At 55.5% G+C, this 12,023-nt stretch carries 12 protein-coding genes and 1 tRNA gene; 6 read left to right on the forward strand and 7 right to left on the reverse strand.

What is annotated here, in order from left to right:
- Window positions 1-42 precede the first annotated feature (42 nt).
- On the forward strand, window positions 43-465 hold the full coding sequence (locus C5Y96_RS01420; RefSeq protein WP_105349768.1) for a DUF1844 domain-containing protein: 423 nt from the start codon (window positions 43-45) through the stop codon (window positions 463-465).
- 221 nt (window positions 466-686) lie between these two features.
- Here the strand turns inward: C5Y96_RS01420 and C5Y96_RS01425 are convergent, their stop codons facing one another.
- Both C5Y96_RS01425 and C5Y96_RS01430 read right to left on the reverse strand, forming a co-directional pair.
- Window positions 687-1,745, reverse strand: a complete 1,059-nt coding sequence (locus C5Y96_RS01425) for a DUF1559 domain-containing protein (RefSeq protein ID WP_105349769.1) — start codon at window positions 1,743-1,745, stop codon at window positions 687-689.
- 382 nt (window positions 1,746-2,127) lie between these two features.
- Window positions 2,128-2,610 (reverse strand): division/cell wall cluster transcriptional repressor MraZ, encoded by a 483-nt coding sequence (locus C5Y96_RS01430; protein WP_105349770.1) that lies wholly within the window; start codon window positions 2,608-2,610, stop codon window positions 2,128-2,130.
- Window positions 2,611-2,944: 334 nt separating this feature from the next.
- On the opposite strand from C5Y96_RS01430, the gene C5Y96_RS01435 reads away from it, so the two are divergent.
- Entirely contained in the window at window positions 2,945-4,225 is a 1,281-nt protein-coding gene (locus C5Y96_RS01435; protein ID WP_105349771.1) for a beta-ketoacyl-[acyl-carrier-protein] synthase family protein, read from the forward strand.
- Between the two features lie 150 nt (window positions 4,226-4,375).
- On the forward strand, window positions 4,376-4,597 hold the full coding sequence (locus C5Y96_RS01440) for a hypothetical protein (protein ID WP_146115477.1): 222 nt from the start codon (window positions 4,376-4,378) through the stop codon (window positions 4,595-4,597).
- A gap of 52 nt (window positions 4,598-4,649) precedes the next feature.
- Here C5Y96_RS01440 and C5Y96_RS01445 read toward each other — a convergent pair.
- Together C5Y96_RS01445 and C5Y96_RS01450 are read right to left on the reverse strand one after the other, a co-directional pair.
- A tRNA-Leu gene (locus C5Y96_RS01445) sits at window positions 4,650-4,735 on the reverse strand.
- A gap of 93 nt (window positions 4,736-4,828) precedes the next feature.
- Entirely contained in the window at window positions 4,829-6,400 is a 1,572-nt protein-coding gene (locus C5Y96_RS01450) for a PP2C family protein-serine/threonine phosphatase (RefSeq protein ID WP_105349773.1), read from the reverse strand.
- Between the two features lie 349 nt (window positions 6,401-6,749).
- Between C5Y96_RS01450 and C5Y96_RS01455 the strand changes: the two genes are divergently transcribed.
- Window positions 6,750-7,250 carry a hypothetical protein gene (locus C5Y96_RS01455; RefSeq protein ID WP_105349774.1) on the forward strand — a complete coding sequence of 167 codons (501 nt, stop codon included), beginning with the start codon at window positions 6,750-6,752 and terminating at the stop codon, window positions 7,248-7,250.
- Window positions 7,251-7,258: 8 nt separating this feature from the next.
- On the opposite strand, the gene C5Y96_RS01460 is transcribed toward C5Y96_RS01455, so the two are convergent.
- The 3 genes from C5Y96_RS01460 to C5Y96_RS01470 all read right to left on the reverse strand — a co-directional run bounded on the left by C5Y96_RS01460 (window position 7,259) and on the right by C5Y96_RS01470 (window position 10,458).
- A complete protein-coding gene (locus tag C5Y96_RS01460; protein WP_105349775.1) occupies window positions 7,259-8,665 on the reverse strand; it encodes an NAD(P)(+) transhydrogenase (Re/Si-specific) subunit beta in 1,407 nt (468 codons plus the stop codon).
- 76 nt (window positions 8,666-8,741) lie between these two features.
- Complete coding sequence (locus C5Y96_RS28075) at window positions 8,742-9,011, reverse strand: NAD(P) transhydrogenase subunit alpha (protein WP_409994408.1); 270 nt, start codon at window positions 9,009-9,011, stop codon at window positions 8,742-8,744.
- A gap of 217 nt (window positions 9,012-9,228) precedes the next feature.
- Window positions 9,229-10,458 (reverse strand): NAD(P) transhydrogenase subunit alpha, encoded by a 1,230-nt coding sequence (locus tag C5Y96_RS01470; RefSeq protein ID WP_105349777.1) that lies wholly within the window; start codon window positions 10,456-10,458, stop codon window positions 9,229-9,231.
- Window positions 10,459-10,944: 486 nt separating this feature from the next.
- Here C5Y96_RS01470 and rplM point away from each other — a divergent pair, with 486 nt between their 5' ends.
- On the forward strand, window positions 10,945-11,406 hold the full coding sequence (rplM, locus tag C5Y96_RS01475; protein ID WP_105349861.1) for a 50S ribosomal protein L13: 462 nt from the start codon (window positions 10,945-10,947) through the stop codon (window positions 11,404-11,406).
- Between the two features lie 79 nt (window positions 11,407-11,485).
- Window positions 11,486-11,983 carry a 30S ribosomal protein S9 gene (rpsI, locus tag C5Y96_RS01480; RefSeq protein ID WP_105349778.1) on the forward strand — a complete coding sequence of 166 codons (498 nt, stop codon included), beginning with the start codon at window positions 11,486-11,488 and terminating at the stop codon, window positions 11,981-11,983.
- Window positions 11,984-12,023: the final 40 nt, after the last annotated feature.

The raw sequence follows: 12,023 nt of genomic DNA on the forward strand, positions 1-12,023 counted from the left end.
CCCCTCTCCCCTTCGCTGGGAGAGGGAACGAGAGATCCTGACATGAGCGAAGAACAAGATCCCGAAAAGAAGATCGTTATCGATAGCGATTGGAAAGAGCAGGTTCGCCAAGAGAAGGAAAAGCTCAAAGGGGAGCCTGAGCTAGGCACCTCTTCGCAGTCGGCAAATTCTGTATCGGAAGGCGAGGCAGAGGACGCTGCTTCGACGGGAGTTGGCCAGTTTCCGCCAGCCGATTTCATGCTCTTGATTTCCATGCTTGCGACCCAGGCATTCTCGGCCATGGGGCAAATTCCTGATCCAGTGACTGGGCAGGCGTCCAAGCACCCGGATGTTGCCAAGCACATGATCGATTTGCTGGCCGTGCTGGAAGAAAAGACCAAAGGGAATCTTAATCCCCAAGAGAAAGCCGTGCTGGAAAGCGTACTGCATCAGTTGCGGATGGCATTCATTGCCGCGGGGAAGTAGATCGCTACGCATTCGAAAAGCAAAAAGCCAGGTAATAGGTTCCTGGCTTTTCTTTTGGGGTTGGTTGTACGTCGGTGGTTGCCTTACGGGGTCGACGTTGCGTTGGGATCGCTTGTGTCGGGGTTTTCGGTTGTCTTGGGTTCACCACAGCCAACCAGTGCCATTGTTCCGATTAAGAGAGCCATGAGTATTAAACTACGCATCGGTTTTTCCTTTCGTCTTTAATTGTCGAGGCTGGCGACAACACCATCGGCCAGGCCGTTCATGCTGAGCCAGGTCCAGTAAGTAATGCCTTCGGTAATCCGATTGACGGAGCCGTCTCCCATTAGGCACATGACCACGCCTGGGTGCATGCTGCTGGGGCCCTGCCAGTCGTTGTTGATGTTTCGGTACGAGATGTACGAAGGGGTGAAGTGGTGGGGAGTGCCGTTCGACGGCGAGCGGAACCATCCGTCGGCGGTCACTGCGTTGCCTTCGGGGTCGCTATAGGGGGCGCGTCGGCTGAATCCATGTGAGCCGGTGAAAACATAGGCAGGTCTAATAACCGCTTCTGTTGTGGCCTGTCGGCGAATTCCAGTTCCCGCATTCCAGCGATCGCCGCCAGATTTGTAGCCGGTGGCATTTGCTTCAGCAACCATGATCGTGTTGGAGGTGCCGTCCAGGAAGCGAGAAAGATCGTTCTTGTTGCCAATCGTGAAGGCACCGTTCCAGTCGCGGGCATTGCTTTCAGAAGGCAGTCCTGGCACACCGTGCGTATTGGTGAACGTGTCGGCGCTGATATTGGCGGTTTGCCACCAGTGGTATCCTTCGGACGCGGCATAGTTGGTTACCGAAACGCCGCCGGTAGCACTGGCGTCGCGGAAATCACCGTCGGATGGGCATCGTAGTATGGAAGCGACAGGGGCACCTTGTAAGTTGCCCAGGCCGTTGGGCAATGCCTGGTTCCAGGCCGGGGCCGAAAAGTTGAACTGGTTGTGCAGCGAGCCTTGTTCAAACTGCGGTAACAGCAACGAGATCCATGTGTAATGGCGAGCTGCCTGGGGGTTGCCTGAGCCGTTGCCAAGGATTGCCAGTGGAGGAAGTAGGCCAAACGTGTCGTGGTAGTTGTGCAGGGCGATGCCGATCTGCTTCAGATTGTTGACGCATTCGGTGCGTCGAGCAGCTTCGCGGGCCTGCTGTACCGCAGGCAGAAGCAGGGCAATCAGAACGCCAATAATGGCAATGACAACCAGTAATTCGACGAGAGTAAAGCCTCGGATACGTCCAAAACGGTGGTGCATGTGGGGCTCCTGATATGGAATTAAGATTAGGTAGGGGCAGGGTCTGCGACTCAGGCGAATAGAGGGATGTGCCTGAGGTGGTGCTTGGTGTTTCCCCAATATAGGTATGTATCCCAGGTGGATGCAACTAATTACGCTTAAATCCCTGGGGAATATTTGTTTTTGCAGAGAAGAGGAGTCGGGGTAGAAAAAAAGCCCCGTGGTTGAGTGGACTATTCTCAACCGCGGGGCCGCAGTTTGCCGGGGAATTTAAAGGTAGGCATCCATGCCTGAAAGGCCATCCCTGGTATCTTGTGATTGATCCGAGTCGTCGACGGAACAAAACAGGGTTAACGACGTTTGATCAATTCCCTGGCAAACAAGTGACTCCATGTGATTTGTGTTAGCCGCTGAGTTGATCCAGCAAGGATCGGAACTCAGGCATCTTCTCTTCGAGATTGTTTAGCCACGCTTCAGGCTTCCAGATTTCGACACATACGGCGGCCCCGACGATCAAGACTTCTCCGCCGGCTTCGACCCCCAAGAATTCCCGAAATCCCTCCGGTATCAGCAATCTCCCTTTTCCGGCCAGCGTGACGTTACGTTGACGAGTGGAAAGTAATCGACCCAGCAATTGAACGTCCGCAATTTTGTTTTCCAGCTTGCCGGCTGCGATCTTCGCATGAACCAGGTTCACGCCGGCGTCCAACTTTCCTTGCCACTGCGGACCATTCCAAAGGCTTAAACATCCCGGCCGCTCTTTGACCAGGATCAGGTCGTCCCCCTTCGGCGAAATTAAGTCGGTTATCTGCGTGGGAATCGACAACCGGAACCGGTCGTCCAGCGTGCGGCTGTATTCCCCCAGAATGAACTCGTCCGACCCCATGCGTTTTCGTTTTCAATCAGGAAATCCGCCAAACGCCGTTTTGGGTGAGTTTCCCACATCAGTAATGTGATTTAATCCCCTGTGGGTTAATTTCCCACAGCAAAGAGTTTAACCGGCCGCCGCCGTTTGGCAACCTTTCTTGAGATAAATTTGGCAATTCTTTCCAGATATGCGGTTTTCGCCGGCATATATTCAAAGCGGCTTCCCAAGAAACTGAACTGGAACTGAAAACCGGGATTGGGTAACTTTCCCACACGATGGCCTCGAAAGCCCGCTCGATAGGGAGATCAAGCGGCGAGGCAGCTATGGCACTCGAGCGGTTGGAATACGCAACGTGACCAAAGAAGACGCAAAAGATCCGGTTGTCATTACCGGAATCGGACTTATCACATCGGTCGGAAAGGACCGAGAATCGACGTGGGCGTCGATTCAGCGCGGAAAGTGCGGAATTCGCCGCATGACCGGCATTTCTCCCATTGAAGACAATCTGGTTCTGGGGGCCCCGGTCGATCTGCCTGAAGGTTACGAACCCCGGCTGAAGATTCTCACGCTCAACGAAATTGCCGCCGCCGAAGCACTCAAAGACGCACAAGTCGACCTGGATAACATCGATCGAACTCGTTTCGGCTGCGCGGTAAGTGCCGGTATGGGTGACGCTCGGTCCATTTTCAATGTGCTAGATCTGCCGGGTAAGACTTGGCCGGTCGCCGGTGGACTTCCTCACGAACAGTTCTTTCCTTGCACGCCGTCCTATCATGTGGCTCATGCATTTGGCCTGGATGGCCCGAGGCTTTCGCACTCGACGGCTTGCGCCAGTGGATTGGTGGAGCTTGGCTGTGCGGTCCGTGCGATCCGTGATCGTCAGTGTGATATTGCGTTGGCAGGCAGTGCCGAAGCGATCGATCCACTTTTTGTCGCAGGCTTCCGCAAGATGCGGGTCTTGTCGGACGATGCCGATCCCGTTCATGCCTGTCGTCCCTTCGACAAAACCCGCAATGGCTTTGTCATTGGTGAAGGATCGGCCATGTTTGTGGTCGAACGGCTCAGTCACGCTTTGGCGCGTGGGGCCAAGATCTACTCCGAGGTGCTCGGTTGCCGCATGTTGGCCGAAGCACATCACGTGACCGGGATCGATATGCAGAGCGACGCCTTGGAGCGGCTGCTGCGTATTACCCTGAAGTCAAGCGACTTGGGTCCGCGCGACGTCGACTACATCAATTGCCATGGTACCGGTACCCAGCAGAACGATGTCAACGAAGCGCGTGGCATTCGTGCCGCGTTCGGCCCGTTTACCAATCGGCTTTGTGCCAGCAGTATCAAGTCAATGGTTGGTCACTCGTTGAACGCCTCGGGCAGTATCGAACTCGCCATGACAGCGCTCGCACTTCGCGACGGCTTTGTTCCTCCGACATCCAATCTTCGCAGTATCGACCCTGAGGTCGATATGGACTGCGTTCCACTGGTTGGTCGGGAAAGGAAAATCCAGCATGCACTGAAGCTTTCGGTTGCCTTCGGCGGTCACTTGGTCGCTGTCGCACTTCGCCGCTGGAACGATTCCCAAACGGGTTTTGCTTACCCAGAGCGTCATGCGGACGATGTTCGCCGGGCTGCTTAGCGAAATTATCGCCTCGCAAGCTGATTTCTCATTTCGGTCGTGTTACGATAGAGCACACAGTAAGTCAGCATTTCTGTCGACGGCGAATTAACCATGTCAGAGTTCAAACTCCCCCCGCTCAAAAAGGCAAAGAGAGGGGAAGGTCCCAAATTGACTGATTCAGGTTTGCTCACCAAGCGAATCGTGAAGCAGGTCGAATCGTATCTGCCGATTATTCTGACTCGGTTCAAAGCCGGGCAGGACATGGAAAAGGTGATCCGCGACATCGGCCAGCACGCCGGTGTCGAGCCAGACATGGTGGCCAAATACGTCCAGGCCGTTATCAAAGCAGGATCGTCCCAGGCTGCTTCTGGCGGATCATCGCTTCTATAGATCAGCGCATGAAAAAAGGACCTGCGAATTGAATCGCAAGTCCTCGTTCAAGTGGGCCCGACTGGAGTCGAACCAGCACGTCCTAAAGCGGACACTAGGCCCTCAACCTAGCGCGTCTGCCAATTCCGCCACGAGCCCACATTTTCGGCTTTTCGCCAAACAAAGCAGTCTACGCAAAAGCCTTGAAAGGTCAAGTGGGGGACACCCAAGACCTGAAGAGGTTCACGCGAACTAGTTGTCCTCTTTACGTTTAACGAAAACAAGCGTTTTGTCGAGCGACACCGGCGTGGCCGCGCGATTGAGTCGTTCTTGAACGGCCCGGAGGATCCGGTCCGAAGGCAAATCCAGGTGGCGGACCACCAGGTCGCAGAACTTGGCCTGCCAGTTTTTGCCGTCCAGTTCGCGAAGTGTTTCCGTAAGCCCGGAAGAGAGCAGGGCCATGACCTCGCCCGGTTGGAGCATTGCGGTGGCCAATTCCGGCTCGACTTCAGGTCCGCTTCCCAAAGGCCACGAGTTGTTCCACAAAGGGCGTACCGAGTTCTGCTTGAAGGCAAATCCCTGGACGTGACCGCACGAGCCGGCTTCCATAGTGCCGAGCATAGGGTCGAAAATGGCGTAGGCGAGCGAGGCGAAGTGATCGCCGGCCGATGCGGCCCAGAAGGTGCGATTCACGCGGTCGAGCATCACTTCGGCCGTATGGGCTATCCGGCAATTGGCTTTCACGGCGGTAGCCAGGCTGGTCGATGTCATCACCGCGTCGAAATTGTCGTCCATGGCGTCGCCCACGAAGATTGCCAGCTTGCCATCTTCGATCACGGCCCAGTCATGGAAGTCCCCTCCCATTTCTTTGCCCTGCTGTGTCCAGGCAGAAACATCCCAGCCTTCGACCAGCGGTTTCACGTTGGGTAGCTGAGCCTTTTGGCGATCGGCAATTTGGCTCTTTTGTCGGGCAAGTTTTTGGGTCGAGCGGCGTTCGGCAATCAGTTGATCGCGTTCCAGGTCGACGGCTAGCTTGCCAGCGATGATTTCCAGAAGATTGGTTTCGCGATCGCTAAAGTCGCGAGCATCGTCGGAGAATATCCACAAGGTGCCCAGCGGCGTCGTCGATGTGGCAACAGGAATGCAGACCGCAGACGGAACATCTTCAGGGCATGGCCAGTGGGGAAGAAGTTTCGTGTCTTCCAGAACGACAGCGTTACCGGACAAGGCTTCCAGGTCGGCCAGACTGCCTTCAAGTTGCCGTGGCGGATCGAGCAGTCGGCTTTGCGGCAGGTTATGGGCAGCTCGAAGCTTGAGTTCACTCGTGGCGTCATCCAGCACGTAAAGTCCGGCGGAATTTGCCCCCGTGACTTCGACTGCCGAAGCGAGTGCTGCTTCAAGGCGATCGGCCAGGTGGTCGACGGCTGGGTGAGCTACTACAGGAATGTGTGTGGCGAGTTCCGCTTCTCGCTGGCGGACGGCGACGCGAAGTCGGTCGATCTCGGCCAGCAGGAATTCCAGACCGCCAGCCAGGCCGCCGAGATTTTCCAGCACTGCGGCTTCGCCGGTCGTTTGTGGCTTGGATCCTTCGTGCGAATGGAGTTCGAGCCTGGACATTTTTCCGCCCCGAGTCACATGTTGCTGCGACATGCGTTTCCCCTTTTTGGTGGAAGGTTCTTCGCGAAGGGCGAGTCCGAATCCGGTTAAGTCGGCCAGTGCTTCAGAGATCTTCGACAACCCTGGATAGGCTTCTTGCCGGATGGGTTCACTGGCGTGCGACTCTTCGCGGTGGACTCGCAAATAGTTGGGAATCTGTCGGGGCATTGAATGGGCCACGTACTGAAGTTTCGGAAGTCATTTCTTCATCCGTGACCTGGGGTGACAAATCCTTAACCATCCTCCTCGATGGCGCAAATTCGTCGCGGCGGTATCCATCACCGCCTAGTATTCGAATCGTCACCCTTGTCGCTACACATTAGCTAGTCTTCGCAGTTTCTCGGACTCGTGTTCCGAATATGCAGGCTGGGAGAACAGTGCCGTTGGCGCGGCCATTTTTTGACCATGTGCTTCCTGAAGCTTTCACTAAACCTGCAATACCGATGACCTAACGTGTCCGCATGATCACTGAACATCAGATCAGTGGTCTTGCTGATGGTATGAAGGAGTAAAGGACATGTTTTGGCATTACACGACTGGGCGACATATCGACGCAATCTTTGAAAGCGGCATGCTCAAGCCACAAACGCCGCGATGGGCACCAGGCGGAATGCCTGCCGTGTGGTTTTCAACCAATCATTTGTGGGAACCGAGTGCGAACTGTGCATTTGAACGCCCCTCGACACGGCATCGCTTACTGGGCACGCGTGAAATGACGGACGTACTATGCGATGGCCTGTTTCGCATCTCGGTTCGCTCAAGTGTCGGCGTTATTACCTGGGGACAATACTGCAGCGAGGGTGAACTGTCGGACCGCAATGTAGAAGGTTGTCGGCGTGTCGCCGCAATTGAAGGTTCGCATCCTGGACGATGGTTGGCCTGTTTACGAGAGGTGCCAGCGGAAGAATGGTTGCAAGTCGAACGATGGTACGGCAGTCAGTGGGGCGTGATTGAAGGGGTGGCTGAGATTCTTCCGAGTTGGAGTGAATCGGAATTTCAACTGCAGGCCGCTGGATAGACGAGACCTTAAAGCTCTTTCACCGCGCCGACGATATCGAGCACCGCTTTCTTGCCGTCGGCGAAGAACATGAGCGTGTTCTCCGCAGCGAACAGCGGGTTGGGGATTTTAGCGAAGCCAGGGCTAAGGCTGCGTTTGATGACAATCACAGTGCGAGCCTTGTCGACCTCAATGATGGGCATGCCAGCAATGGGGCTATTGGGGTCTGTGTTGGCCAGCGGGTTTACCACATCGTTGGCCCCGATCACAATTGCTACGTCGACCTGCCCCATGGTGGGATTGATCTCATCCATTTCTTTTAGCTGGTCATAAGGAACGTCTGCCTCGGCCAGGAGAACGTTCATATGTCCTGGCATGCGACCGGCCACGGGGTGAATCGCGTACTCGACCGCGATGCCTTTATCTTTCAGCAGGTTGGCCAGGTCCCGCACGGCATGTTGGGCTTGGGCAACGGCCAGCCCATATCCGGGAACGAACACAACGCGTTGAGCACTATCCAGGATGATGGCAATATCATCCGCCGAAGTGGAACGAACCGTGGCATAAAGTTCGTCGTTTGAACCAGCCGGGCCACTGCCCCCTTGCATGGTGGCGAATAAGACGTTGACCAGGGAACGGTTCATCGCTTTGCACATGATTTGCGTCAGAATGATCCCGGAAGCCCCGACCAGCGAGCCGGAGATAATCAGCACGTTGTTGTCGATAACGAAGCCTGTTGCTGCTGCGGCCAGCCCGGAGTAGCTATTCAAAAGGGCGATCACGACCGGCATGTCCGCTCCGCCAATGGGCATAACCAACGTAAATCCAAGGACGGTGGCGCAGATGAAAACGAAGATAAAAGGCCAGCCCATTCCGGTAGAGGCCATAATGACCACAAGAATAAAGAGCACGACTGCCAGCACAGCGTTGAAAGCTTGAGGGGCGGGGATAGGAAGTGGTTTCTCGAAAAAGTCGATCTCTTGCAGCTTGCCGAATGCCACCAGCGAGCCCCAGAACGTAACTGTGCCGATGAGACCTGAGATGCCAATCGCGAGCATGACATCCGCTGTCGCCTTGGCATCGGTAAGTCCGATCAACTCGGCACCAGCGACAAGCACCGACGCCCCGCCACCCAGGCCATTGAACAGGGCGACCAGTTGCGGCATCTGGGTCATCTCGACCTTAATGGCCAGAAAAATGCCGATCCCACTACCAATAATCAATCCCAGTGCAATCAATAACCAGCCGACCCAAGACGCTCGTCCGTCGTCGAACACCAGCCAGGCGGTCACAATCACGGCGACAAGCATGGCAATGCTGCTGATCAGATTGCCGCGAACGGCCGTGCGGGGGTGGGCCATCATCTTCAAGCCGAAGATGAACATGACGGCAGCCGCCAGGTAAACCAGGTTCACGATGATGTGGGAGTCGAGCACGGCTGCTCCTTCTTGTTGCTAAAGTCCGACCACATTGGCAGGTGCCCACCCAAGGGCATGCCCTCCGACATCTCTTCTAACGCTTTTGAAACATCGCCAGCATCCGGTGAGTCACCATGTAACCACCGACCACGTTGACCGTTGCCATGATGATGGCCAGCAATCCCAGAAAGGATGCGAACCAGTTCTCCTGTAAGGCGGTTGCCAGCAGCGCACCTACGATGGAAATCCCCGAGATTGCGTTCGAGCCAGACATGAGGGGCGTATGCAGTGTCGGCGGCACCTTGGTGATAATCTCGAAGCCAACGAACACGGCCAGCACAAAAATCGTGATACTGCCAACCAGTGCCGTCCACTTGGTGTACTTGGGGCTGGTCGCGGCTTCTTCTTTGCTGTTTTCCTCGTTGGTGGTCGCAGGCGTTGCCTGCTTGAGAGGTTCCTCCTGGGTTGTGGGAACGGCTTCCTTTGGATCGGTATTGATGGTCTCATTGCCCTCTTGGGCGATGGATGCATGTAATCCCAGGCTGCCCACAAGTAAGAGTGCCGCGCACAGAACCAGTAGGTTACGAATCATTGGGTTTCTCCTGTTCGGTAGATTCTGGCGTCGGTTCTGCATCGGGAGGAGGTGGCGGTGAAAGGGGAGGCAAGTTCAGCATTTCACGCAAGCGACCATTGACAACTTCTCCATCACTGGTTGCGATTGTGCCGGCCACAATTTCGTCGTCCATGTTCACGTGAAGCTGCTTGTCTTTCACCATATTCAGCAGAAACTTGGTGATGTTGTGCGAAAACATCTGGCTGGCGTGATTGGGGATTTCACTGGCCAGGTTCGTCGGCCCCAGAATCGTGATTCCATCCAGGGTAACCGCTTGGTCCGGTTCACTTGGTTCGATGTTCCCTCCCCGCTCGGCTGCCAAGTCGATGGCGACGCTTCCGGGGGCCATCCGCTTGATGCCGTCAGTAGTGACCAGCAGCGGAGACTTGCGTCCAGGGATCGCCGCGGTGGTGATAACGACGTCACTTTCCGAGCAAATCTGGCCCATGAATTCTCGTTGTTTCGTATAGAACTCTTCCCCGAGGTCTTTCGCGTAGCCTCCTTTGTCCTGGGCTCCTTCCGATTCGAGCTGAAGCAGAGCGCACTTGGCACCGAGACTTTCAATCTGTTCTTTGGCCTCGGGGCGAACATCGTAGGCCGTTACAACCGCGCCCAGTCGCTTTGCCGTAGCAATCGCTTGAAGGCCAGCCACGCCTGCCCCGATCACGAAAACGCGGGCAGGCGAAAGCGTTCCCGCGGCGGTCATTAACATCGGGTACATTTTCGGCAGGTGAATGGCCGCCAGTAAAACTGCTCGGTAGCCGGCGATCGTCGCTTGTGACGAAAGCACGTCCATGCTCTGGGCACGGGTGATTCGCGGAATCATCTCGAGAGCGAAGAGCCTGGCCTGGCGAGTGGCGACTTCCTGAATGGCAGTCAGGTTGCCTAGAGGATCGGCCATCCCTATGACGATTTGCCCAGGCTTCATGAAATCGAGATCGGCCTTGCCAGCATCGGGATTGGCTCCGTAGCTGCGGACCTGGAAGATAACGTCTGCTTTCTGGAAAGCTTCCTGGCGGCTTTCGATCAGTTGGGCACCTTTGTCCAGGTACAACTGATCGGGAAATCCAGCGGCAGTGCCAGCACCTTTTTCGATTAGAACGGTCGCTCCGGCCTTTATGAGATTCGGGACGGAGCCTGGCACTAAGGCAACACGTTGTTCGCCTGGAAAGTTTTCGCGCACGACGGCAACTATCATGGTCGGCCTTTCTCGGGAGCACTTGGTGTCTATCAACGATCCGTCATTGCCAAGCCTGGATGGTGTTCTAGGTCACTCCAGGCTGGCGGCATTCCGCTAGGCGCGAGCGTCATAGCGGAATTGTCCCACACCCCCGGGGCGTTGTGAACCCTGAGATTGCCCATCTGTTCGAGAGATATGCGCGGGGTGAGAAGTTCTTAGCGTTAGAGAAGATAGACGCCGGCTGTCAGTTGTGAGGTGACCGTCGTAATGTGGACTCAGGTGGTGACTCGTTCAATAACCATGTCATTTTCTTAATCCGGTCCCTTGTGGGGTTTCAGAGACCACGGTAAGATACGTGTTTCTAATTTCCCACAGGATGCCGACAGTAAGTGTAAGGCCTTTTGGGGACTTAGGTTACGAAAGCCACGCGGTTTTTGTGGTTCGAGCCACCCAGCGATGAAGCTGGATGCCGGCTTGGGCCCCAGTAGTGAAATTAACAAAACGATGACGACCAAAACTTATCAAGCCAAACCAGGACAAGTCGAACAGAAATGGTGGCTCGTCGACGGCGAAGACCAAATCGTCGGGCGTTTGGCCAGTGACATCGCCGTGCGTCTGATGGGCAAGCATCGCCCGACCTACACCCCGCACGTTGATACCGGCGACTTCGTCATTGTCGTCAATGCTGAGAAGGTGAAATTCACCGGCAGCAAGTGGGAACAGAAGCGTTACACCTGGTACACCGGTTACACGCGTCAGCGTAGCGAATCAGCCGAAGAACGATTGGAAGCCCATCCCGATCAGATTCTTCGCGAAGCTGTTCGTCGCATGCTTCCTAAGAACAAGCTGGCCACCAAGATGCTCGAGAAGCTGAAGATCTTCGTCGGCCCCGAACACAATCATCAAGCTCAAAACCCGGAAAAGCTGGAAGGCCTGGGTCAGGTTCGCCAGAAGAAGCGTAAGTAATTCCAGCAGCTAAGGGTGTTATTTCCCAAAAGCGTTTTCCGATTTTCCCCCAATTCATCTGGTCAAGAGATAGCAAGTTATGTCGACTGCGGATCCTCAAACCGAAGACACTGCCGTAGCAACCACGACAACCGAAACGGTTGAAGCTACCCCAGCACCCGTCGAGCACGTTGTAAAGACTGACCCCAAGACGGGTGAACACCTCGGCACGGGTCGTCGTAAGTCGGGTGTTGCTCGCGTTCGCGTTAAGGCGGGCAGCGGCAAGATCACCATCAATGACCGCGAGCTGAGCGAATACTTCCCGCACGAACAAGATCAGAATGCTGTCATGGCTCCGATCCGCGATAGCGGTTACGAAGGCAAAATCGACGTCCGCATTCTGGTTACCGGTGGCGGTCCAACCGGTCAGTCGGGTGCGTGCCGCATGGGCTTGGGCCGTGCTCTGCTGAGTATGGACGCCGGTGTTGGTCACCAGTTGAAGGATAACGGTCATCTGACGCGTGACAGCCGTATGAAGGAACGTAAGAAGTACGGTCTGCACGGTGCCCGTCGTGGTACTCAGTTCTCGAAGCGTTAATCGCCGGGACCACAATTCAGAACGATTGGAAAGAGCCTTC

This window comes from Blastopirellula marina, from assembly GCF_002967715.1.
GTDB lineage: Bacteria > Planctomycetota > Planctomycetia > Pirellulales > Pirellulaceae > Bremerella > Bremerella marina_B.